The organism is Ferrimonas sp. YFM (assembly GCF_030296015.1).
Taxonomy (GTDB): Bacteria; Pseudomonadota; Gammaproteobacteria; order Enterobacterales; family Shewanellaceae; genus Ferrimonas.
Map to the genome: position 1 here is coordinate 2,402,537 of NZ_AP027368.1, position 23,701 is coordinate 2,426,237.

At 56.3% G+C, this 23,701-nt stretch carries 20 protein-coding genes and 3 tRNA genes; 7 read left to right on the forward strand and 16 right to left on the reverse strand.

Annotated elements, in window-relative coordinates; genetic code table 11:
- Positions 1-57 precede the first annotated feature (57 nt).
- The 5 genes from QUE41_RS11150 to QUE41_RS11170 form a co-directional block, all read right to left on the reverse strand.
- Positions 58-855 (reverse strand): MBL fold metallo-hydrolase, encoded by a 798-nt coding sequence (locus QUE41_RS11150; protein WP_286339123.1) that lies wholly within the window; start codon positions 853-855, stop codon positions 58-60.
- Between the two features lie 87 nt (positions 856-942).
- Complete coding sequence (locus QUE41_RS11155) at positions 943-1,368, reverse strand: hypothetical protein (protein WP_286339124.1); 426 nt, start codon at positions 1,366-1,368, stop codon at positions 943-945.
- 148 nt (positions 1,369-1,516) lie between these two features.
- The gene (locus QUE41_RS11160) at positions 1,517-3,475 is read right to left on the reverse strand and encodes an alkyl/aryl-sulfatase (protein WP_286339125.1); all 1,959 of its coding nucleotides are present in this window, start codon (positions 3,473-3,475) and stop codon (positions 1,517-1,519) included.
- 192 nt (positions 3,476-3,667) lie between these two features.
- The gene (locus QUE41_RS11165; RefSeq protein ID WP_286339126.1) at positions 3,668-4,957 is read right to left on the reverse strand and encodes an alkaline phosphatase; all 1,290 of its coding nucleotides are present in this window, start codon (positions 4,955-4,957) and stop codon (positions 3,668-3,670) included.
- Between the two features lie 101 nt (positions 4,958-5,058).
- Positions 5,059-5,499 (reverse strand): hypothetical protein, encoded by a 441-nt coding sequence (locus QUE41_RS11170; protein WP_286339127.1) that lies wholly within the window; start codon positions 5,497-5,499, stop codon positions 5,059-5,061.
- 263 nt (positions 5,500-5,762) lie between these two features.
- On the opposite strand from QUE41_RS11170, the gene QUE41_RS11175 reads away from it, so the two are divergent.
- From QUE41_RS11175 to QUE41_RS11185, 3 genes are read left to right on the forward strand one after another with little or no spacing between them, the layout of a single operon-like run.
- Entirely contained in the window at positions 5,763-6,029 is a 267-nt protein-coding gene (locus tag QUE41_RS11175) for an acyl-CoA-binding protein (protein ID WP_286339128.1), read from the forward strand.
- A 57-nt stretch (positions 6,030-6,086) separates the two neighbouring features.
- A complete protein-coding gene (ubiG, locus tag QUE41_RS11180; RefSeq protein WP_286339129.1) occupies positions 6,087-6,842 on the forward strand; it encodes a bifunctional 2-polyprenyl-6-hydroxyphenol methylase/3-demethylubiquinol 3-O-methyltransferase UbiG in 756 nt (251 codons plus the stop codon).
- Positions 6,843-6,898: 56 nt separating this feature from the next.
- Positions 6,899-7,270, forward strand: a complete 372-nt coding sequence (locus tag QUE41_RS11185) for a lysozyme inhibitor LprI family protein (protein WP_286339130.1) — start codon at positions 6,899-6,901, stop codon at positions 7,268-7,270.
- 436 nt (positions 7,271-7,706) lie between these two features.
- Here the strand turns inward: QUE41_RS11185 and QUE41_RS11190 are convergent.
- The 7 genes from QUE41_RS11190 to QUE41_RS11220 all read right to left on the reverse strand — a co-directional run bounded on the left by QUE41_RS11190 (position 7,707) and on the right by QUE41_RS11220 (position 15,576).
- A tRNA-Cys gene (locus QUE41_RS11190) sits at positions 7,707-7,780 on the reverse strand.
- Positions 7,781-7,809: 29 nt separating this feature from the next.
- Positions 7,810-7,885 (reverse strand) — tRNA-Gly (locus tag QUE41_RS11195).
- A 298-nt stretch (positions 7,886-8,183) separates the two neighbouring features.
- Positions 8,184-9,299 carry an aminotransferase class V-fold PLP-dependent enzyme gene (locus QUE41_RS11200; protein ID WP_286339131.1) on the reverse strand — a complete coding sequence of 372 codons (1,116 nt, stop codon included), beginning with the start codon at positions 9,297-9,299 and terminating at the stop codon, positions 8,184-8,186.
- Positions 9,296-10,480, reverse strand: a complete 1,185-nt coding sequence (locus tag QUE41_RS11205) for a PrnB family protein (RefSeq protein WP_286339132.1) — start codon at positions 10,478-10,480, stop codon at positions 9,296-9,298. The genes QUE41_RS11200 and QUE41_RS11205 overlap by 4 nt, the downstream gene beginning before the upstream one ends.
- Before the next feature lie 174 nt (positions 10,481-10,654).
- Positions 10,655-11,521, reverse strand: a complete 867-nt coding sequence (locus QUE41_RS11210) for a toll/interleukin-1 receptor domain-containing protein (protein WP_286339133.1) — start codon at positions 11,519-11,521, stop codon at positions 10,655-10,657.
- Entirely contained in the window at positions 11,521-13,806 is a 2,286-nt protein-coding gene (locus QUE41_RS11215; protein WP_286339134.1) for a WD40 repeat domain-containing protein, read from the reverse strand. Before QUE41_RS11215 ends, QUE41_RS11210 begins: the two co-directional genes overlap by 1 nt.
- 15 nt (positions 13,807-13,821) lie before the next feature.
- Complete coding sequence (locus tag QUE41_RS11220) at positions 13,822-15,576, reverse strand: hypothetical protein (RefSeq protein WP_286339135.1); 1,755 nt, start codon at positions 15,574-15,576, stop codon at positions 13,822-13,824.
- A gap of 359 nt (positions 15,577-15,935) precedes the next feature.
- Here QUE41_RS11220 and QUE41_RS11225 point away from each other — a divergent pair, with 359 nt between their 5' ends.
- From QUE41_RS11225 to QUE41_RS11240, 4 genes are all read left to right on the forward strand, one after another.
- On the forward strand, positions 15,936-16,943 hold the full coding sequence (locus QUE41_RS11225; protein WP_286339136.1) for a GGDEF domain-containing protein: 1,008 nt from the start codon (positions 15,936-15,938) through the stop codon (positions 16,941-16,943).
- 68 nt (positions 16,944-17,011) lie between these two features.
- On the forward strand, positions 17,012-18,544 hold the full coding sequence (locus QUE41_RS11230; RefSeq protein ID WP_286339137.1) for a glutamate synthase-related protein: 1,533 nt from the start codon (positions 17,012-17,014) through the stop codon (positions 18,542-18,544).
- Positions 18,545-18,636: 92 nt separating this feature from the next.
- A protein-coding gene (locus QUE41_RS11235) for an IS3 family transposase (RefSeq protein ID WP_286339138.1) occupies positions 18,637-19,850 on the forward strand; the annotation gives its coding sequence in 2 pieces (ribosomal slippage) (positions 18,637-18,997 and positions 18,997-19,850; 1,215 coding nt in all).
- A gap of 115 nt (positions 19,851-19,965) precedes the next feature.
- Positions 19,966-20,042: transfer RNA gene (locus tag QUE41_RS11240), tRNA-Pro, on the forward strand.
- 21 nt (positions 20,043-20,063) lie between these two features.
- Here the strand turns inward: QUE41_RS11240 and QUE41_RS11245 are convergent.
- The 4 genes from QUE41_RS11245 to norR form a co-directional block, all read right to left on the reverse strand.
- Positions 20,064-20,741 (reverse strand): DUF6998 domain-containing protein, encoded by a 678-nt coding sequence (locus tag QUE41_RS11245; protein WP_286339139.1) that lies wholly within the window; start codon positions 20,739-20,741, stop codon positions 20,064-20,066.
- Positions 20,742-20,785: 44 nt separating this feature from the next.
- On the reverse strand, positions 20,786-21,358 hold the full coding sequence (locus QUE41_RS11250; protein WP_286339140.1) for an HNH endonuclease signature motif containing protein: 573 nt from the start codon (positions 21,356-21,358) through the stop codon (positions 20,786-20,788).
- A gap of 113 nt (positions 21,359-21,471) precedes the next feature.
- A complete protein-coding gene (locus QUE41_RS11255; RefSeq protein ID WP_286339141.1) occupies positions 21,472-21,777 on the reverse strand; it encodes a hypothetical protein in 306 nt (101 codons plus the stop codon).
- A gap of 225 nt (positions 21,778-22,002) precedes the next feature.
- Positions 22,003-23,541, reverse strand: a complete 1,539-nt coding sequence (gene norR / locus QUE41_RS11260) for a nitric oxide reductase transcriptional regulator NorR (RefSeq protein WP_286339142.1) — start codon at positions 23,539-23,541, stop codon at positions 22,003-22,005.
- Positions 23,542-23,701: the final 160 nt, after the last annotated feature.

The window sequence follows — 23,701 nt, forward strand, 5'->3', positions numbered from 1 at the left end:
CCACACAGACCACAAAAGGGGCCCATTGGCCCCTTTTGTTATTGTCGCTGCAAGTCGCTACACCTTAGAGGAGTCTATCTCCACCGCCTGGCGAATCAGGTTGCCCTTGCTGATGTTGTAGCCACTGAGCTTGGACAGCCAGTCCTCCGGCCCCAGCAGGCGATTGATGATCTCGTCAGACTCCACACCCTCTCCATGCAGGGCACTGGCTTTGTCACACAAGGCGCGCAGGTTATCCAGCTTTTCCCTCAGGGCCAGGTGGCCCTGGGGCACTATGCCCCTGTGAGGGCAGAACAGCACATCAAACTCCAGCGCCAACACCTTATTGATGCTCTGCATCAGCTGCAGCAGATTTTCATCCGCCCTTAGGTAACGAATCGACTTGGACAGATAAAGATCACCGGAGAACAGGTAGCCCCGCTGTGGCCAGTGAAAACAGGTGAGGTCCTTGGCGTGTCCCGGGGTATGGATGGCGTGCAGATCCCCCCCTTGTGCCATGGGCACCGTCTCAGGCAGCGGCTGGGTCTCCACTGGCAGTGGACTGCCCCAGATCATCCTCTGTATGGGGGGAATGCGATAGCCGCGCGCCAGCTTGGCCCGCCCAAGCTCTGGGGCCAGGGGCGTCAGCTGATAGCGGCTGGCAATGCGGGCGGCGTTGCCCGCGTGATCCTCATGGTGGTGGGTCAGCAGCAAGCGCTTGGGAGGCTGGGCATCGAGGAGGCGACGAATGGTGGACCACTGATTCGGCGGCCCGGTATCAATCTGGGTGTCACCGATGCGGTAGAGGATGAAGGTGGTGTTGATCCCCTGATTGAAGCGCCCTACCCGCACCCCTTCAACCCCTTCATGAGCCATTCTTTCCCTGACTGGCATCGCGTCTCACAGCTCCCTGTCGCCCTATTGATCTTTCAAGCTAACAGAGGGGCTGAGGCCATACAAGGTTCAGGCTGCAGGGCGGCGCCTACGCTGCAACGCCAGGGCGCCCAGGGTGACGATGATGATGTTTACCAGCAGCTCTGGCGTACCGAACACCTGGCAGTCGTCACAACCACTCAGCAAGGACGCGCTCAGGCGGGCAACGCCATAATGGATAAAGGGAAACAGCAACAGCAAACCACCGCCAAAGGCCAATGTGATGGTGCGGCGTTCGATGCCGGTCCCAATCAACAGCAAGCCGGACGCCAGCCAGCAGGCGGGCAACCAGTAGTTGGCCAGCACAAACTGCCTGAGCTCATTGCTGGCGCTGTGAAGCTGATTGCCGTCGCCGTACACCTGGAAGGCCAGAGGAAATTCAAACACCATGGCCAGGATCGGAAACAGGAACAGCCCCAATGCAGCCCAGTAGCACCCGCGTTTTAACCAGTTCATCAATACCTTCCCTTAAACAACGGGCTCCAAAACTCCCCCTTTAGAGGGCGTCACACGAACCGGGTTCCTGAAATGTAAGAAAATTGAGTCGGTCGCCCACAAAGTGGGCGCCGCAGTTCAAGGACATTAGGTTAGTAAGAGGGGGCGTCTAAGGCTCGATGATGTTGAATTCTGACTCCGGTGGCTCAAACAGGCGGAAGAAGGCCACCATGTCCATGATGCTGCCATCCACCCGGAGGTTGTCACCTGTCACCAGATCCTGCATCGCCACCTGTCGTGATGCCAGCTGGATAAACAGCTTACGACTCAGCCCCAGGTAAGGCATGGAGTCGTCGGGGTCGCCGGTCAGTGGCCGGTAATGGAGGACTCCGTTGGCAATCTGCAGCAGATAGACTTCCTGGGCATCCAGGATCTCCAGCACCAGAGAGTAGCTGTCCTCACCGGCGGCTTCGTAATCGACCCTGGTGGCCAGCGCATCGAGGAAGTGGCGTATGTCCGTCTGCTGCAGCACCCCGGCCATCTTCTTCTCCATACTCAGCCCCTCAGGCACCCCTTCGCGCAGTTCCAGGGCGGCACTCAGATAGGAGTCGCGCCAGGTACCGGACTCAGCCTGATAGCCCATCTGCTCGTAGGTCCTGGCCAGCATCTCTCTGGCACTGTTGTCATCCGGGTCGAAGAACACCAGGTGGTTGAGCAGCTCTGCCGCCCAGCGGTACTCGCCCAGATCCATGGCGGCGATCGCCTTGTTGCGCATCACCTCTGCGCCACCGGCCAGCTCCACGTAACGCCGGGCTGCCGAGGCGCGCGGCAAGGGATCCAGATGGGCAGGATTGCCGTCATACCAGCCAAAGTAAAACTGATACACCGCGCGAATGTTCTGTTTCAACGTGCCGTAGTAGCCTCGGGCGGAGAACTCCTGACGCAGCCCCTGAGGCAGTTGCAGTTGCTCGGCTATTTCTCCCGGGGTATAGCCCTGGTTGGCCAGTCTCAGGGTTTGGTCGTGAATGAACTTGTACAGGTCGCGCTGGCTGCCCAGGAACTCCTGCACCCTCTCCTGGCCCCACACCGGCCAGTGGTGACTGCCGAAATAGATCTCCGCCTCGGGATAACGACTGGCGGCCTCATCGATGTAGCGGCTCCAACCCAGGGCATCACGCACCTTGGCGCCGCGCAGGGTATAGAGGTTGTGCATGGTTTGCGACACCATCTCGGCGCCGCAGAAGGCCCGCTGCTGGGGAAGGTAAAAGGTGAACTCCGACGGGGCTTCAGAGCCGGAGACCATCTGGAATTCAAACTCCACGCCATCCAGGGTGTGACGCTCTCCGGTTTGTGTCACCTCCAGGTTGGGTGGGATCAGGCCGACGGTGCCAAAGGCCACCGACTTGCCCAAGCCCAGATCCACGTGGCCCTGGGGAGACACAGGCAGATTGCGGCCATACTGATAGCCGGCGCGACGCACCATGGCGGTCCCCGCCAGAATGTTTTCACTGGTGGCTTCCTTCATGAAGCCCGCAGGCGCTACCACGGTCAGTTCGCCGTCTGCATACTCAGTGGCCGCTTCTGCGCCGCCGAAATGATCCACGTGGCTGTGGGTATAGACAAGGGTGGTGATGGGATCGGACTCAAGATAGTCAAAGGCAAAGGCCAGCGCGGCCTCTGCAGTCTCTTTGCTGGTCAGCGGGTCCACCAGGATCCAGCCCTGCTCTCCACGGATCAGCGTCATGTTGGCCAGGTCAAAGCCGCGGATCTGATAGATCCCCGGGCTCACTTCGAACAGGCCAGCCATGTTATTCAACTGAGCCTGACGCCAGAGGCTGGGATTGACCGTGTCCGGGGCATCGCCCGTAAGAAAAGCGTACTCTGGCAGCGACCAGATGACCCGGCCCTCTGCGTCTTTTACGGTGAGGGAATCAGGAGAGGCGATATGACCCCGAAAGGCATCCTCAAACGCCTGTTGGCTGGTCAGAGGCAGAGACTGAGCCACACGGCTGTTGTGTGCATGGGTAAACTCGCTGGCTTCGCCCTGCTCAGTAGGAGGTCTGTCCCCGCCACAACCTGCCAATACCCAGGCTGCTGCACTCAAAAACACCCATTCCTTGCTGTTCATGCGGCTCTCCCCTGAAATTGTTCTTATAACCTAACATCTTATTGATCTAATTCACCGTATTTCTACTCCCGGTACTCCCTTTGTCACCCTGGTAAAAAATTAGTTTCTTTGTCGTTGCCTTTTCAGGTGTTCTTTACATTGGCCCATGAAAAAGCCCGCCATTTGGCGGGCTGTTCGTCAGGGAGGCTCAGATCAGCGAATCATCTGCTTCAGGGCCTTGGCGATCTCGGTGTTATCCAGGTGGCCCCGGAACCGTTCTGAGCCTGGGCCCATGGCACCCAGGGGCACGTCAACGGCGGTGTGACCACTGGTGGTCCAGCCGGTATAGCTGTGGCCACTGAGGATACTTGCCAGCTTCCAGCGCAGCGCCTCCTCCTCTTTGGACACCTTGGCCAACTCGCCCAATTCCCCCTGGGTCAGCTCAAAGCCCAGGAATCTGGCCAGGATCTGCGGAAACTGCTCTTGCGGCTGGTTCAGCAATGCATCGGTGATGGTACGCAGCGACGCCCCGGTCTGTTTCACCTGTTCCGCCTCCCAGCGATACTCTCCGCCGGCGCCCAGGGTCAGGCCACCGGTAGAGTGGTCAGCCGTAAACACCACCAGGGTGTCGCCCCGCTCCTGTGCGAAAGCCTCCGCCACTTCGAGGGCACCGGCAAAGTCCGCCATCTCTTTCATGGCACAGGCGATGTCATTGTCGTGGCCACACCAGTCGATAAGGCTGCCCTCAACCATCAGGAAGAAAGGGGTGTCCGACTGACTGAGCAGGCGCAGCCCGGTGCTGACCATGGCACTCAGGCGCTTGGGTTGATCGCTGTCGACGGCATAGGGAAGCTGCTTTGGCGCAAACAACCCCAAGGCCGGCAAGCGCGTCAGACTGTCCAGTTGCGTCAGCTTATCCGCATACTGGTAGCCCCAGTTCACCATCTTGCTGCCCAGTTGGTCTTGCTCCATGGGGAAGTAGCGCTGGCCTCCTCCCAGGATCAGGTCCACCAGTGGCTGATCTTCTTTGAGACGGCGGCTGTAGAACTGTTCGGCAATCTCCTGGTAGTTGCGTCGTGAGTCCGCATGAGCGACAAAACTGGCCGGGGTGGCATGATTGACATGAGAGGTGGCGATCACCCCGGTGTGCCAGCCCATAGATTTGGCCTGTACCAGCATGCTGTCCAGAGGTTGCTTGTGTGCATCCACGCCTATGGCACCGTTATAACTCTTGGTACCTGTGGCCAAGGCGGTGGCGCCGGCGGCAGAGTCGGTCACAACGGTTTCATCGTGGGGGAAGGTACTGGCGCTGCCAATCAGCAGCCGATCGAAGACGGTGTCCGTTACCTGACTCACCTGGCTGTCTGCCTGGTAATAGCGGTAAGCGGTGGTGTAGGCGGGTCCCATGCCGTCGCCAATGAAGAAGATGACGTTCTTGGGTACTTCGGCAGCCTGGGCTGAGCCAGCCATCAAAGCAACACCAAATGCCATATTTTTCAACATAATAGCTATATCCTCTGGTACTTAGACCAGGGATCATGCCCGGTTTCCAGGGCAAATGCCAGCGGCGGAACCAGGGCTGGGCGGCGTCTATGTCAAAAGGATCAGGGCTTCCAGACCAGGGTCACCCCCCGATCCGCTTCTGCGCCTTCGTAGCGCGCCTTCAAAGACCAACCGGCCTTAAAGCCGGAGACAATGCTCAGACCGGCGCAGCCCTTGCCGCCCTGCTGACAGATCTGAATCAATACACCGTCGGGGCGAAGCCGGGACAGCAGGGAGTCGATGCCAGGCAAGGCCAGGATTGCCAGGGGAGCCAGGTCGCGGAACAGCAAGGCGTGCAGCGGCCCCTGGGCAGATTGTTCCCTGTCCAGCACCTCATAACCAAGTTGAATCAGGCCGGTTTCCAGTTCCTCGTCCGGATCCCACATGGCCACCCTTCCGCCTTCAGGCACCCAGTGTCGCCATCCCTGTTGTAATGAGCGCCATACGCGGGTGCGTTTCAGGTTCGATTCCTGTGCCTGCTTCTGCTGAGCGCCTTGGTGCATAACGCCTCCATTAATCGTTGTGCTGAACCCAGTCTACTGTCCCTAACAGGGCGTTTATTGACCTGACACCATAGAAACAGCGATTTAAGTCACAATTTCACATTGATTTAGCCTTGAGCGCCTTCTAAGGGTCAAACCTAGTTCAATTCGTTGCAGTTCGATTACAACCCAATGGAAAATCAACGATTTTTTGATCTAATCGACTGGTCAGTCCTCATTAAAGACGCTAGCTTAAACCTTAACCAACCCAAAGGAGACCCCACATGGATGAACTGAATCAGGCATTTGAGCAAAGCCAGCAAGAGGTTAAGCAACTGCCCAGCCGCCCAAGCAATGACCACCTGCTGTCGCTCTACGGCCTGTTCAAGCAGGCAACCCAGGGAGACGTCACCGGCAGCGCCCCCTCGGTGTTCAAAATGGCCGAACACGCCAAGTACCAAGCCTGGAAAGCCCTGGCCGGTACCAATTCTGACGAATGCAAACAACGCTACATCGACCTGGTACAAACCCTGATCCGTCAACAGGGGTGATCCTGACGGCCCTGACTTTCGTATGCCATAATTAGCATTTTCAGAGAGTTAAGGGCCATGCTCAACAAAGACAAGCTCACCGGAACGCCGGACAACCTCTCCCCCGAGGAGGTTCGGCGCTTTGACGCCCTCGCCGAAGAGTGGCGCAAGCCTGACGGAGCCTTTCATACCGTGCTCGAGTTTAACCGGGTGCGGTTGCACCACATACTCAACGAGATTCAACGCCATTTCGGCGACAAACCCCTGTCCATTCTCGACGTCGGCTGTGGCGCTGGCATCCTGACCGAACCCCTGGCCCGAGCCGGACATCAGGTATTGGGCATCGACGCCAGTGCCGTGAATGTTCGGGTTGCTCGGCAAAACGGATGGAACCTGGCCGCCAAACTCAGCTACCGTCACTGCCTGAGCCAGACCTTGGTGGAGGAAGGCGCCCGCTTTGACCTGGTGCTCAATACCGAGGTGGTCGAGCACGTCCCCGACCCTGCACGCCTGCTGCAGGAGTGTGGTGAACTGGTGAAGCCTGGAGGCATGATGGTGGTGGCGACACTGAACCGCACCTGGAAAAGTTACCTTGTAGGCATCATAGGGGCTGAGTATGTCCTCCGGGCCCTACCCAAGGGCACCCACAGCTGGCAAGCCTTCGTCACCCCGGATGAGGTCACCCAGGCGCTCTCTCCCCTGGGGTTTTGCTGCCACTCTCCCAAAGGGATGAGTTACAACCCGCTGACGCGCCGTTGGCGACTGAGTGACAGCGACAAGGTGAATTACCTGATGTCTGCGATTAAAGGCCCACCAATTCAGCAAGATGCTTGAGTATTGTGCGTCTAATGACATAGTCTGGACCTAATTGGACGCCAATGGAGATGCTCATGCGAGCCTTAGTCCTCTGCCTGTCACTGCTGACCCTGCCCGCCCTGGCCGAAGAGGTTCGTTACAGTGGCGAATATGAGCTGTGTGCCCGGGAAGCCAGCAGCGAAACTGAACTGAACAGCTGCCTGGAGCTTGAGCTGGACAGGAAGACCGAACGGCTTCTCTACGCCTTGGAGCAAGCTCTGGAGCGCCTCACCCCTGAACGTCAGAAAGAGCTTGAAGCACTGCACCGCCAATGGATCGATTACCGCGACGCCAAATGCGAGTTCCTCTCCCACAAGGCCAGCGGTACCGGCGGCATCACTGATGCCCTGCAATGTAAGGTCAAAGAGACCCTGGAACGCGCCCTCGAACTGGAAGATGTCTACTGAGGGACAGCAGCACAGACGACAAGTACAACGGTCACCAAAGGTGGCCGTTTCTTTTTGCTTTGGCGGAAGGCCTGGAGTCGAGAGGGTTGGCAGAATTACGGTCCACGGATTGGCAATCCACTTCGCCATTAAACGCCCGAAACGAAAAAAGCGGCAACCCAAAGGTTACCGCTTTCTCGTCAAAATGGAGGCGCGTCCCGGAGTCGAGGGGGGTTGGCAGAATTACAGTCCACGGATTGGCAATCCGCTGCTCCCGCCTACTCTAGCTCCAAACGAAAAACGGCCACCCGAAGGTGGCCGTTTCGAAAAATGGAGGCGCGTCCCGGAGTCGAGCGGGGTTGGCAGAATTACGGTCCACGGATTTGCAATCCGCTGCTCACGCCTACTCTGGCTCCAAACGAAAAACGGCCACCCGAAGGTAGCCGTTTTTCTTATATGGAGGCGCGTCCCGGAGTCGAACCGAGGTCCACGGATTTGCAATCCGCTGCATAGCCACTCTGCCAACGCGCCATATTTTTGATTCCCGGTCAGGGAAAATTTGGAGCGGCACACGAGGTTCGAACTCGTGACCTCAACCTTGGCAAGGTTGCGCTCTACCAGCTGAGCTAGTGCCGCTTAAATCTTTGCATCTGTTTAGTGTCTTTGGAGTAGAAAAGAAGGTTGCGCTACTTTCTATCCCACACTGAGCCAGTGCCGCTTAAATCTTCGCATCTATTTAGTGTCAGGTTAATCACAGCAAGGTTGCGCTGCTCTTTACCCTGCACTGAGCCAGTGCCGCTTCGCATTAATCTCTGTCTCCAGAGGACGAGAGTCATTGTAGCGGCAAAGGTTTTCTCTGCAACCCCCAAAAGGATCGTTTGCCTATTTGCCGCGCGATTCCAGGCTAAGAGTGCATCACCCGGAATTTGGCCGATCATTTGCTCGCCAAGGCGCTCAATAGCTCGGCAACCTGCTGCAACTGCTTCTTGGTATTACACAGATGGGGGGAGAGCCTCAGACCTAGCTCACGACGATCATAGTGCACCTTGAGCTCGGCAAGCCCCTTCTCCACCTCAGCCAGGCGTGATCCGGGGTCGATGATCACCGTGCCGCCGCGGCGATGGGGCTCCACAGGGGATCGCACCCACTGAGGGCAGGCGGCGATCAAGGTGTCGCCCAGCATCAGGTTATGGGAACGAATCCGCTCGATGCCCACCTCTGCCGCCTGCTCCAGGGCATAGGCCGCCAGCAGATAGGGCATAACCGACGGCGTGCCGCCCCAGAAACGCGCCGCGTCGCTGTGATACTCGAAGTGGTGGGGGTCAAATTCAAAGGGGTTGGCGTGGGAGAACCAACCCACGTCCTTGGGGGTCAGTTGTGGCGTCAATGTGGGGCACAGCCAGAGGAAACCGGCGCCAGGGCCGCCCCCTAACCATTTCACACAGGAGCCGATCACCGCATCCGCCTGCCACTGGTCTATCTGCATCGGCAGTATCCCCATGGACTGGGCGATGTCGACCACGCTGAGAATGCCCCTGTGGCTGGCAAACTGGCAAATGGACTGCACCGGCGCCTGCTGACCCGTATTGGACTGCACCTGGGTAACGAACACCAGGCCCACATCCTCTCGAGTCAGCTGGCTTTGCCACATGGCCAGGTCGGTGACATCACTGCCCTTGGGAATTAGCCTCAGTTGCCAGCCCCAGGCCTCGGCCTGCTGAGCGACAAACACCATGGAGGGAAAGTCCTCCTCGCACATCAGCAGCACAGATCGTTTGGGATCCGGCTCGATCGCACCCAGCAGCTTGGTCAGGGCGCTGGACAGATTGACCTGGGGGCAGAACTGCTGTGGTTGCCCGCCAATCAGATTGGCCAAACCGGCTTGAAATCGCCCAATGCCTTCCAGCCATTGGCCCCAGGGTTCGCCCTGCTCACTCCAGGGCTGGAAAAAACGCTCGGTTATCGCCTGCTGGGCACCCAGCCAGGGTCGACCCACAGAGTGACTCTGCAGATAGATCCCCTCTACCGCCTCAACGGGAAACTGGCTCACTTCTGCCCTCCTCTGCTGACACTGGCTTTCAACTGGGCCACCTCGCGGTGACGACTGGGGATGTCCTCCCGGTTCGCCGCCATGCGCAGATCCCTGAGCTTGGCCAGGGAGCGCAGCAGCACCTCCAGTGGCGGTCCACTGGCGGTAACCTGGGCCAGATGTTGCTTAGCCATGGTTTCCGAGGGCTTGGCGATAAAGCGGGACACCAGTTGGTCATGATGCTGATGAGCGGTGTGGCCGTGGGCATCGAGTACCTCGATGAGCTTGGCCGCCACCTGCTGATACCAGTCGCTCTGCTGCTGTGCCGGTGGCACCTCCAACAGCTGATCCAGGAAGCTGCGGCGACGCATCACATCCCGCAGCAGGGTCTGGTCCTCTGGCATCATGTAGAGGAACTTGTCCACCAGCAACTGAGAATAGAAAGGATTGTTGGCCTGGCACAGGCCCAGCAGCATGTCGATGACGTTGATGCCGGCAAAGTCACCAGCGTTGGCACCTCGATACTCATGCTGCCCCACCCGAAATGGCTTGTAGTAAGGCCGCACGCTGTGGAAGAAGCGCTCCCCGTCCAGGCGATCAAACAGCACCTGATTCCACTTGGCCACATCCACCAGCGCCGCCCTGGCGTCCTCCAGCAGATAGGGCGCAATGGGGTGAGTGATTCCCATAGGCAGAATACGCACCAGGGCATCGGCGGCCCGCTTGTAGGCCAGCACCGCCAGGGTATTGAAATCGATGAACAGGGCTTCATCTTCCAAAGAGGTGAAGCGCTTGGGCTGGCCCTCTTTCGCCATGCAGTGAGTGGTGAGGTGGCTGGTGGCGAACCTGGGGGTGACGCCCAATGAGGCGCCGATGTGCAAAGCCAGCGCCGACGCCTCTTTGAGCGGCGAGTTGGTTTCTCTGGAGGGCTCAGTCAGATCATGGCGGCGACAGGCTGCCATATACATCCCCACGTTACCGAGGAGATCAAAATTGGCGTCAAACCCCTGGTCGGTATTGCCCTCGGCCAGAAGTCGGCTGATGTGCTCACGGCCGCGGCGCTCCATCGCCTGTTTCAGCTCATCCCCCACTCCCTGGACATTGGCCCTGTCCTGTTGGGCAAAGTAGAGCTGCTCAAGCTCGGTATTCAGCTGAATAAACTCGCTGCGAATCCAGCGGTCGAACGACTCGGTGTGGGTCATGGCGCTTCCTTCCTTTTCTGCCCGCTCACGGCAGGCTCCTTTTTATTGGTTAACCCTGCCCCCTTAGCAACATAATTTCAACAACCGAGGCGTTTCGATTGGCGTACACAATGCGTTCCAGTGTAAAGCCACGAAAAAGGGCTCCCGAAGGAGCCCTTTGATATGACTTGCCGATCAGTAACGCCAATTGGTGGCAAACGCCGTGCTGTCGGCCAGTATGGCGTCGGTCATCTTGATGTACTTGGCCTTAAGCCGCCCCAGCGGCTGAGCCTGCTGCTTCAGACTGGCCACCCCCGGAGTAGCATCGGCAATGGCATTGGCCTGATAGAAGCCCTGGGAGATCAGCGCCAACATATACAGAGCAACTGATGCCTGTTCTCCCTGAGCCAGAGCGGTCAACCTGCCCACCAGCCAGTCCGCCTGCTGCTTGGACAGGCTCTTGATGGGCCTGGATTGCATCAGGGCCACCAGCTTCAGCAACTCCTGCTGCTGGCGCAGACCCGCAGGCATCACCAATGCCTCAAGCAGCGCCTTGGCCTTCTGCCAGTGCTTATCCCGCAGCAGCTTTTCCACTTCCGTGAGTTGCTGATCAAACAGCTGGGTATCGGCACTGACGCCGGTTGTCAGGGCCGCGTCGATAAGCTTGGCGATGGCGTTGTGATCCTCCATGGCCAACATCGGCTCAAGATTCAGCCACTGGAAGTTCTTCAGCAGATAATCAAACCCCTCGGCACCGCCGCAGTCCAGACTGGCATCCACCTTAAGGGGCACCACCGGGATATTCTTCTCCCGAGCCATTTTGATCTCGGTCTTCACCTCGGCGGATCCAGCGTGGGTGGTGTCACCGATGGAGTGGCGGGTGGCCAGCAGAAGCAACACCTCCGCCTCCTTCATGGCGGCGCTGATTTCCGTGGCGAAGCAGCGGCTGGCGCCAATCTGTTCGGGGGCAAACCAGATCGAATGACCTAAGGCATCCAGCCCCTGCACTATGGCAGAGGCCAGAGGAAAGTCCCGGCTGGAGTAGCTCAGGAAAAGTCGCATCAGATCTTCACCTCAGTACGGTTGTGCTGCTTGTGGTCATGCAGCTGCTTACGGATGTTGCGCACCGTCTCCTCCGCCTTGGTGGAGGATGCGGTGGTGTCCTGAACCACGTCCTGGTTGTGGAGGTCGGTCATGTGAGCGTCGATCATCGCCAGCTCCTCTTCCCGCTCCTCCTCATCCATATCGGTGTCTTCCAGAATCTCACGGCGATCCTGCTCCAACTGCTCGATGCGTACTTCGATGGAGGTGCTCTCGTTATCCTTGGCGTCGTTGGCCATGGAGCTGACGCTGTCCTCGTTAAGGATGGTCAGGCGGATGCGCTCGCCGCTGGCCACGGACAGGGTGATCTCGGTGGCAGAGATGGAGCCGTTGTTGGCGTTGTAGCCGTTGCTGCGGTCCACATCGCGCTTGGCTACGTTGGTGACATCCTTGTAATAGAAGGCGTTGGCTTCTTTACCTATGCACTTGCCGGCGATGAAGTCGTAGTAGGTGGTGAACACATCCACCTTATCTTCGGTGAGGAAGATGTACTGAACGTACTGCACCGCAAACAGGATCTGCTTGTCAGCACCGGTCCAGAAGCTCAGCTCATTGCTCAGGTTCAGCTTGGATTTCACCTGACGACGCTTGTCGTCATCCTGAATCAGCGCCCAGTCTGCCAGAACGATCGCTTCATGATCGGTGTAGATGATCTCCTTCTTCTCCAGACCACACTCATCCATGGCCATCTGCTTGAGCTTATTGTCAATTTGATGGTTGATCGCTTCTGCTACCTTGCGACCGGCAAAGAGTTCGTTATCAGAGAAAATGGGGATCTGGCTCAGCAGTTTACGACGATAAGCTTTGATGCGCTTGATCATGGAGTGATAGGCCGGGGCAATCACCGCCTGCACCGCCAGGTTCTCCTCCAGCTGCAGCTGACGACGACGGTGCTTGCGGTTGCGGCCAAACAGAATCAGGCCCAGCAGCAGCATCACACCAGCTGCGGCGCCGAAGAGCACTGCCACCACCAGATAGAAATCGCGTTTACCCGCCAGCCTGGCGGCGTCCAGTTGCTCGGTGACCACCTGACGGGCCAGATCCATCACCAGAGTGTTGCCGATAAAGGCCAGGTAACCGACGCCGGCCAGCGCCAGGGTCAGAATCAGGAAAAACCAGCTCCAACGCGCAGCACCCTTGCGCTTGCGCTCGGCCAGATCGCGCTCTTCGGCGGTGGCCTGCTGCTTGTCATCCAGCTTGCGAAGCTGACGACGAGCCGAAGCAATGGTGCCCTTCATGGCGGTTTTAACCGGCTCAAACAGGGGGCGATTGAAGAAGTCCCAGAACATCTTGCGATCGCCACTCAGCTTAAGGTCCTGCGACTCAATCTCCTCTCGGGCATTAAAGCGGGAGTGCGGCAGGTGCAGCGGGTTTCTCAAGTGAGGGTAATCGATGATCTCAGGGTGATCCGCCATATGTTGGCTACTGTCACGCTGGCCCTTTTTCAGGGTATTGAACGCCGCCACCAGATCATCATCCGCTTCGTGGCTGCTTAGCAACTCACCCTCGGTAGACCAGAGGCTGATGCTGGAATCACGACGGAGCAGCAGGCGGTTGCCTTCCAGTTCGGCCAAGTCTTCCTCGAAACTGAAGTCGAACCTGAACTGATGGAGGAACTTGCCGGTGGTGGACCAGATGCTGGGCGGGTTCTTCTCGGTCTTGATCAGCCAACTGCCATCATCCAGGGTGAACACCTCATTGATGGCGGACTTCAGTCCCTGCATCACCGCCACCTTCTCGCCGGTAAAGGACCAGATGGTGACATCCTTGGGCTCAGTGATGGCCAGCTTTTCAGAATTGGAGAACAGCTTGATGCAGCTGAGCTCGGCCACTTCCGCTTCCATGACCGACAACTCGCGACCGGCAAACAGATCCCAGACCCGTACCGTGTTGTCCTTGGCCACACTGAGCAGCTTGCCCTTGTCCAGCTCAATCAGACCGATGATGCGATCGTCATGGCCGGTGAGCAGATGCTGCTGGCGACCATTGAAGGAGGATACGCAGATGTTGTGGTCCAGACCGACGCTGACAAAGGTCCGGTCCATCTTGCGCAGGGGCATCAGGGCAATTACGTCCCCCGAGTGGCGCTGATAGGGCTTACGGGTATCCTCATCGTCACAGATCAGGGTGTAGTCAGGCCCCTGGCCCCACTCTACCCGGTACTTTCTGTCCAGTTTGGTATCCTTCAGCAAGCCCTGTTCCAGCTCGTTGTCGGTCAGGGTTTCGCAACGGCTTTGCTTACTCATCAATCTTCATCCATCTCAAGGTTGTTGTTTCTGTTTTAAGTCGTTTTCTGCTTCGGCGTTGTGCCAGGTGACGTGCTCAAACATCGCCTCCCGGGCCAACTCCGTCAGCATCGCCTCTTTGGCGGGATTCATCTCACCACTGAGCAGGCCATCGGCCCGCTGATACAGTTGGTCCATGCTGCGGTAGCCTTCGGCGGTGGTCTCATAACCGGCCAGTTCGCTCCACAGAGCGATGGCACCGGCGGCCATCAGGGCGTATTGCAGCCCCAGCATCAGGTAATCTTTGCTGTCGGCAAACACCGGGTTGCCCAGCACGTACTGCAGCACCACCACCATAAACAGCGCCAGGGCAAAGACGATGGAGCCGTTAAACAGCCCTTTGGCCCACTTCTGGCAAACTTCGGCGGCGTAGAGGGGGCGCTTATAGAAGCGCTCGCTCCATTTGAGCTTGCCCAATCCTTCCTGGCTCAGCCTGGCGCTGAGGAAGTTGCGCTGATCCTGGATCCAAGCAGCACGGGTAGCCTCAGCAACGAAGTCGGCAGGGGCCCGCCACCAATCCAACTCGGCTATGGCGACGGCGTGATTGAGCAGTGGCAGGTGCTGCCTGAATCGCCTGGGAATAAGCGGCGCCGCCTTGGGCGGCACGCCGGACAGATTTAGGAAACCACGTATACGCATCCCCTCTGCAATGCCCCGGGCCAGTTGGTACTTCCACTTCAGTTCATTGCGAGCAGCCTGCTTGACCAGAAGCGCGCAGTAGAGCAAGCCGCCGAGCATCCCGGCAAATATCCAGGCGCCCATGTCCCCATCGAGGAAGTTGGAAACGATCTCGTAGAGGGTGAGCACCAGTAGCGCCGAGATGAAGAAGCGCTGCACAGTTCGGCGGTATCGCGATTGCCGCTCCAAGGCGATGCCATCGGCACGCAGGAACATCGGCTGAGTTTGCTCCAGGCCAGCGGCTGGATAGGGATTGTTCAGCTCAGGCACGGGCAGCGCGTTGTATTGGTTTAAATCGACCAGCAGCCGCGACAACTCCGCGGAGAGAAACTCGCTGCAGGAGCCCTCCCCCATGCCGTTGTCCTGCTGGCTGACCCAAAGGTGACCAAAGTTCGGAAAACTGCCCTTGAGCCCCTCCGCCTTCAAGGTGCAGAACTCAGGTGCAACCGTAGGCTCGCCACCGACACGACCCAGTGGCAACTGGTGCACCACACCGCCCATCTGACCATCAAACTGGGACACCGGCTCCAGCGCGGGGTTGGCCTCACCCAGGGGCCACTGGGGCGGGAGCCCCAGTTTGTAGGCCACCGCATCGGCTGTGCCCCCAGAGCCTCTGGCTGGCTGACCGTCCCACAGCGCCAGCAGTACATTGGCGTACTTGGCGATAAACAGACTTTGATTTAAGTAGAGGGTATTGCGCTCATCACCGTAGTGGCTGTCGGAGTATGCAAAGGTCTGCTGCTCGTCGGACAGGTGACTGGGCACCACCAACACCTCTTCCCCCTGTTGTTGGAGTGTCTCCACCAGCGCGTCGAGGCGCGCCAGAGCATCAGGGGCATAATCCAGATTGCCAAAGTCACTGCGGTAATGCTCCAGCGGCATGGGAAGGCACGCCTTGACCCTAATGCGGTCGGTGCCAGACTCCTGCTTCATTTGAAGGGCCACTTCCGCTACCCAGGTGTCCGCACCGGCAGCCAGCCCCGTCAGTACCCACAGAGGGGACACCTCGTCTAGTTGCTCCAGCCAATAGCTGAGCGCTGCCCGGATATGCACCTTGGTTTCCTGTTCGCGTTCTGGAGCGAGATCTCGGTGTCCAGACACACCAATAATGAAGGGGAGCGAAGAGAGGTGGGGATCAGCGGGTATCAAGAGTCGTCTCCGGTGCCGAGGGCACCCTGATTGGAATTTTTCTAATGTGCTTCATAAAAGCACATACAAACAACTGATTCAAATCAATTTATTTTAAAGAGCATGACAAAGGCCCAACTTTTCGAATTATGGTCGGACCAGCGGTGAAGAAAGCGGCAGAGATGGTCGCAGCTGGCTGCCTAACGCCAGCATTGTATTTGTTGAGAAATTGTAAGAGCATATCCGGGTACCCTCGGGAAAGAGCGGTAAAATCAGGAGTTAAGATGGATCTGGCTCATACGCAAACACTGCGATTACGAGTCTTTCAGGGACTTTGCCTGGCACTGGCGCTGGCAACCTTCGGCGTTGCCCTGGCCAACCTGTTTATCAGTGCCAACTACATGCTCGCCGGCCTGGAGCTGGTGTTTTCCGCAGGCTCGCTGGCCCTGTTTCAGTACAGCCGTACCCACCAAGATATTGGGCTGTGGCGCTTTGCCTATGTAAATGCCGCCGTCTCTTTGGCGGTGATCGCCGTGTTCGCCAAGCCGGTCTCCGAAGCGATCTTCGCCTGGTTCCTGTTTTTCCCCCTGGTGCACTATGTGATTCTCGGCAGACACCAAGGGGCGATTGCCACCGGGCTGACCCTGGCGGCGGCAGTTGTCACCCTGATACTTCACCCCATCAACACCCTGCCCCTCTCCCTGCTGCTGATCAACCTGGTGCTGGCCTATCTGTGCATCTGGGTGCTCGCCCACGTCTATGAAGCCAACCGCGAAAAAAGCGCACAACTGCTGTCGGATATGGCGCTGCACGACGCCCTGACCGGCTGCTACAACCGCCACGCCTTAAGCCAATCCTACCGAGAGTATAGGGGCGCACTGGAAGGCTCTGGAGAGCCCTTTGCCCTGCTGGTGGCCGACCTTGACCACTTCAAACAGATCAACGATCGCTTCGGCCACGACACCGGCGATGAGATGCTGCGCCAAAGTGGCGCCCTGATGCGACGGGTATTCTCCGACAACGGCGAGGTGTTTCGCATCGGCGGTGAGGAGTTCTGCATCCTGCTTACCTGCAACACCGAAGAGCAGGCGTTGAATCAGGCCGAACGTTTGAGGCAGGGCTTTGACCACCATGCCTTTGTTCATCAGGGCCGGGTCATTAGCCTGTCGGTCAGCATTGGTGTTGCCCTGGTGACCCAGGCCGATGATCTGCAGCAGCTGCTGAACCGGGCGGATAAACACCTGTATCAGGCCAAGAACCTCGGCCGAAATCGAGTCATGCTGGCCAGCTGATCCCTTGCCAATCCCCCAATACTGTCCTAGTTCTCTAAGGGTTCACCCTGCATCAAGGAGAGCCGTGGATGACCAAGCCCATCGTTGCCGACATCAAACCGAAAAAAGTCAGCCTGGAGAAGGGAAAAGAGTACTACTACTGCGCCTGTGGCCGCTCAAACAACCAGCCATTTTGCGATGGCTCCCACCGCGGCACCGGCCTGACCCCCATCCCCTTCACCGCCGAGCTGGATCAGGACGCCTTCCTGTGCCAGTGCAAACAGTCGGGCAACAAACCCTTCTGCGACGGCAGCCACGCCAAACTCGATGCCACCAAGGTCGGCCGTCCCCTCCATCTGAACCAGCCGCAAGGTCCCGAAGCCAAGGCAACACCGGAAGAACCTCATGTAGAGGCGATCCATAAGCTCGCCAGAGAAGGCCTCTCCGGCAGCCACGGCGAGATGGTGGCCATGGGCGTACCCCGAACCCAATTGCCCCAGTGGGATGACCTGCAGATCCTCACCGCTCAGTTGGCCAAACGTCCCCTGGGCGAAGAGGCCCGAATCACCACAGAAACCATTATTGGGCCCAGGGCAGAAAAACCCTTGCAACTGGCGATTCCGCTGCTGGTCAGCGACATGAGCTTCGGCTCCCTGTCTCAGGAAGCCAAAGTGGCCCTGGCCAAGGGTGCGGAACTGGTGGGCACCGCCATCTGTTCCGGTGAGGGGGGGATGCTGCCAGAAGAGCAAGCGGCCAACAGCCGTTACCTCTATGAGATGGCCTCGGCCCAGTTTGGCTACACCGAAGAGAAGGTGAAGCTGGCCCAGGCATTTCACTTCAAAGGCGGTCAGGCCGCCAAAACCGGCATAGGCGGACACCTGCCGGCGGTGAAGGTCACCGACAAGATTGCCCAGGTACGGGGACTGAACCCAGGCCAGGATGCCATCTCCCCGGCCAGCTTCGAGAACCTTCACTCCGCCAGTCAGTTTGCTGACTTTGCCGAGCGCATTCGCAACATCACCGGCGGCATTCCCGTGGGGTTCAAGCTCTCCGCCAACCACATTGAGGCAGACATTGAGTTTGCCCTGGCCGCCGGCGCCGATTACGTGATTCTCGATGGTCGAGGCGGCGGTACCGGTGCCGCTCCTGCCCTGTTCCGTGACCATATCTCGGTGCCTACCCTGGCCGCCCTGCCCCGGGCCAGGCGCTATCTGGACCAGTGTGGCGCCAGTGACGTATCGCTGATTATCACTGGGGGACTGCGCACCGCACCGGACTTCATCAAGGCATTGGCCTTGGGAGCCGACGCAGTCGCCCTGGCCAACTCTGCCATACAGGCAGTGGGATGCATCGGCGCCCGCATGTGCAACACCAACCTCTGCCCAGCTGGCATTGCCACCCAGGATCCCAAACTGCGGGAACGTCTGGATGTAGACGACGGCGCCCAGCGCTTGGCCAGGTTCCTGACCGCCTCCACACAACTGATGCAGATGATGGCGCGGGCCTGCGGCCACCACAGCCTGGCGGAGTTTGAACCGGGCGACCTGTGCAGTTGGAAAAAGGAGATTGCCGAGCTCACCGGCGTGCGATACGCCGGCATTGGCGCCAGTCGAAAGAACTGAGTCACACTCATAAAAAAAGCGCCAACAATGTTGGCGCTTTTTTACGTCCCTCTGTCCCGTCCTGAAATAGGTTTACACATTGGAGACCTATTATGGGCAAGCCAACAATAGCAAGGCGTAAGCGCACTCAACGTGATTACCCGCTGTCCTTTAAACTGTCCGTAGTCGAGCAGGTAGAAAAAGGGGAAATGACATACATCCAGGCACAAAAGCGCTACGGTATACAAGGAACGACCACCGTGCTCGTCTGGCTGAGAAAGCACGGCCAAAAGGACTGGTCACATACAAGGATGCCTGCCATGCCCGTTGCCAAGGAAACCCCTGCCCAAACCATCAAACGCCTGGAAAGAGAGCTTGAGGATGAGCGTCTGAGAACGCTGTATCTCAACATGATGGTCGATGACATTGATGCCCACTACGGCACTCAGCTGCGAAAAAAGCTTTTAGCCGAGTGGCCAGAACACTTCAAGCCAAGCAAAAAGCCGCGCTGAGCCGGTTGTGTCGACTTGAAGGGGTAACTCGGCAAGCACTCTACCAGCGAGAGAAGCGCTACAAGACCAAGCAGCAGCGACTGAAGCCTCTGCTGCCCATGGTGATGGAGCTCAGGCGCTACATGCCCCGCCTGGGCACCAGAAAGCTCTACTTCCTGCTCAAACCCAAGTTGAAAGAAAGCGGCATCAAGCTTGGCCGTGATGGCTTGTTCCACTATCTGCGTCATCATCAGTTGTTGGTGAAGCCCAAACGCAGCTACATCAAGACCACCTGGAGTAAACACTGGATGAAGAAGCATCCGAACCTGTTCTCCGACATGGTGGTAACCAGGCCAGAGCAGGCCTTCGTCAGTGACATCACCTACGTCGAAAGCAGCGAAGGCATCCATTACCTGTCATTGGCTACCGATGCGAATTCCCGCAAGATAATGGGCCATGAGCTCAGTCGAGAGATGAAAGCCTGCGATACAGTGAAAGCGCTGAAGCGAGCGGTGGGAAATCGAGTCACTCAGAAACCTCTGATTCACCACTCGGACCGAGGCAGTCAGTACTGCTCGGCGATATACCAACAGGCGTTGGCCAAATCAAACATCACGCCATCGATGACCGATGGCTATGACTGCTACCAGAACGCACTGGCTGAGCGGGTCAACGGTATCTTAAAACAGGAGTTCCTGATTACTCGGTGCCAGACCTTCAATGAGCTTGAGAGAGTGATAGAGGAGTCCATCTGGACCTACAATCATCGAAGGCCGCATCTGAGCCTTGGAATGAAAACACCGGAAGAGGTGCATAGAAAAGCCAGTTGTCACTGACAACTGGCTTAGTCAAAAACCGTCAACGTATTTTAGGACGGGTCACTCGGCAGTTTAGGCGTTTGACAGAGACTCAGTCAGAGCTAAAATAACCTTATACAACAGAATATTACGTCGGTGTGTGGCGCAGCCTGGTAGCGCACTTCCTTCGGGAGGAAGGGGTCGGAGGTTCGAATCCTCTCACACCGACCATTTTACAAGCTGACTTGTTCATTAAGGCTCTTCATCATTCAATGCTCGAATAATTAAACTTCCAAGCTGTCGAGTGTTATACCTATTTCCATTACTATTTAACGTCGAAATAGAAAGAGTGTTTGCAATCTTACGCAGATATGGTTTACATGGTGAAACGTTTTTTCCCCTGTAAGCTACTTCAATCGATCCATTTTCAAGTTCAGAAACATGGTATCCGTTCCATCTTACTTCTTTCACTTTAGGGATTTGTCTTACAGATTTTCTTGGCTTTATTAATTTACTAATTGAGATTCTGCCGCTTCCCTCATCATTTGCACAACGCATTAATTCCCTAGCTTTGTCAACGCTACCATCGAACAATGTTTCAATCTGCATTTCCTCAAGATTAATACGTAAAATTATAATTCTATCGACCCGGTCCAATGTACTTACGTTGAAGGATATGTGACCATTTCTACTCTGTCTACCAGTAGTCTTTACCGACACGCGCTCACCCTCGCCACTAACTACATCATAACCAGACTGATTCACTTCTGTAGCCATCTGCCCATTAGTGATCAGTGCTGTGTACAATTCTCCTATCCGCCCAGTTAGGTGCCGAAGTTCTGTAATAGGCACTCCCCAGTTCAATTCTCGCTCCAACCATGTCATTGACTCACCAAGTGATTGAACTATCTGAATCTGTGTAAGTGCCATCGTTCTTCCTTATGTGAAATTGACAAGACCAACAATTACGAAGATCACAACTTTCTAAATGCAGTAGCTATTTTCATGCTAATTTTAGCTGCTAGTTTCTGAGACTCTTTCATTTGATTCTCGATTTGTCGACAGTTATCCCAATGCTTAGTCCAGACTTCAACACCTACAATTGATTCAAAATCTAACTTTGTAGGTGTTTTCCAGCTTTCGTATCTCTTCAAAGCTAACACTCTTTTTCTTATATCAATAACCTTTCTGCTTTTGGGAGATAAAGGAGCATCACTGAATATCCATTCATCCCATCTTTTGTTTCCTTTTGATTGGTTACACTTACCGCAAGATGGCACTAGGTTATGTATTTCAGATATGTAACCTGTTGGCTTTTTATTAATTACCAAAGGTCGTAAGTGATCCCATTCTGTGTAGCTTTCTCCGCAGTATGAGCAACAAATAGACTTATCACTCATCCCCAATATAGCTAACGCCTCTATGATTTCACTTTCAGATGGCTTTATTGTTGGAATTATACCATTAACAAATGAGTTTGTTATACTGGAAGTTCGCCCGGTGATGCTAACAGCATTCGGCATCTTGAATAATTTCTTGTAAGACATTCCCCCTCCTAATCTAGTTTTTCAATAGATAATCTATAGACTAGTTAATTACGAGCCATCTCCAATCGACCCTCAACATCAAATATAATCCCTCCTCTATGTTTCTAAGGGCTCTAATTCAACCTATCCAGCTCTGATTCAATACTACTTATTAATATGTCTGTTATTTCCGCATCAGATTTTCCGTCTATTTTCACTTCAATACTAGTTACCATTCCATCTACTTTCTTTAAGTCTTCAACTTGAAACTTAGGGCAGCACGAGACTATAGAGGATCTTTCACCCGCCTTATAACCTAAAGGTTCAGCGTAAATTTTTAATACACCCTCAAGTAAAGTAGCACGAACCGACTCCTTTTTATTCGCTCTGCACAATGCAACATAGTCTTCAATTGTCTTTTTAGTTTCCTGTAATTGCATAATCCATCCTTGGTTCAATATGATTAAATAGACTATAGTCTTATCTAATATAAATCACAGCCTAACATAAGCAATTATGCCACAACCTCCTTGCTACACGGCCTGATGCTGATTAAACAATTTAAGTTATTAAATCAATGGCTTAGTTTAGATATAAGATGCAACAACCGAAGATAAGATTAAAATACCTAGACCCTAGACGCATTATCATAGTCACTTTTTCGATTACTTCATTCCCAACCGTTTAGCCAGCCGATGCAAATTGCCAGTATCCAGTCCCAGGGTACGGGCACAGGCCGCCCAATTGCCACCATTGGCGTCCAGTGCCTGACGGATCAACCCTTGCTGAAACTGCTCGGTGGCCCGGCGAAAGCCCAGGCCAATGTCGACATCTGAAGTAATGGTACCTAACAGAGGCTTGTCCATTGTCGTCACACTAGGTGCACGATCCAGGTGCCTGGCGTGGATCACCACATCCTCAGAGGATGACTCGGCTCTGGCCAGCACCGTGGCCCGATGCAGACAGTGCTCCAGCTCCCGCACGTTACCCGGCCAGGAGGAGCCCATCAGAAGCTGGCGTGCCCCGTCATCCAGCCTGAGCGTTTTAAGACCCAGCTTGGTGCGCCAACGCTCCAAGAAGAAGCCAGCTAACAACAGCAGGTCATCACCACGCTGTTGCAGCGGCGGCACCTGCAATGGGAAGACGCTCAACCTGTGGTACAAGTCGGCGCGAAAACGCTTGTCCAACACCTCCTGGCGCAGATCCCGGTTGGTGGCGGCGATGATGCGTACGTCCACCTTGATGGGCTTATCACTGCCGACGCGCTGCAAATCGCCGTATTGCAGCACCCGCAGCAGCTTGGCCTGTAGGCCCAGCGACAACTCCCCGACTTCGTCCAGGAACAGGGTGCCACCATCCGCCAGCTCGAACTTACCCTGTCTGTTGCTGATGGCACCGGTGAAAGCGCCTTTTACATGGCCGAAGAGTTCACTCTCGGCCACTGACTCGGGCAATGCGGCACAGTTCAGGTAGATAAGGGGCTTCTCGGCGCGCAGGGACCCGGCATGAATCGCCTCAGCTACCAGCTCTTTACCTGTTCCGGTCTGGCCTAACACCAATGCCGTCAGATCCGTGTTGGCCACCACCTCTATCTCTCGCCTTAAGGCCTGCATCACCGGGGACTGACCAATGATCTCCACAGGCTCGTCGCCCCGCCCTTCACTCCGTGCAGGTACAGCGCTGAGCTGGCCGCTGAGCTGTTCCAGCTCCTCCATCAGCAAGGCATTGTTGAGACTGGCCGCGGCCAATGCCGACACGGTACGCAGGTCGGCGTCACTGAACTGTTCAAACTGTTGAGGGTTGAAATCGTCAATGGTGAGCGCGCCGATGAGGCGCTGATTGGCCACCAGGGGAAGCCCCACGCACGCATGCACTTTCAGTTCATCGTCATGGCTGGGGATCAGGCCATCGTAGGGGTCGGGCAGATCGCTGTCGGCGGGAAAGCGCACCACATCCCCTGCCCTGGCGATCGCCTCCAGTCTGGGATGTTCAGCCACCTGAAAGCGGCGCCCCAGCACTTCGGTGGCCAATCCGTTGATTGCCAGCGGTGTGAACTGGTCGCCACGAAACACCAGCAATGCCGATGCATCACAGTCCAACAAGGTACGCACTGTAGTCAGCAAGCGATCGAATCGATCCTGAGCCGATACGCCTGAGGTAAGGTCCAGCGCCAAGCTGGCAAAATCTTTTAACGCCAATCCCATCGATTGCTCCAGGCACGCCATTGTCAAAAAGACATTGCAATGTCATGTTGACATTATAGTAGAAATGTCATTATGACAACACCATTGTTAGCTGACTCAATAAATTCAATCACTTAAAACTTGGCACGATTGCTGTAATACCTCACTCAGTTTGAATAAA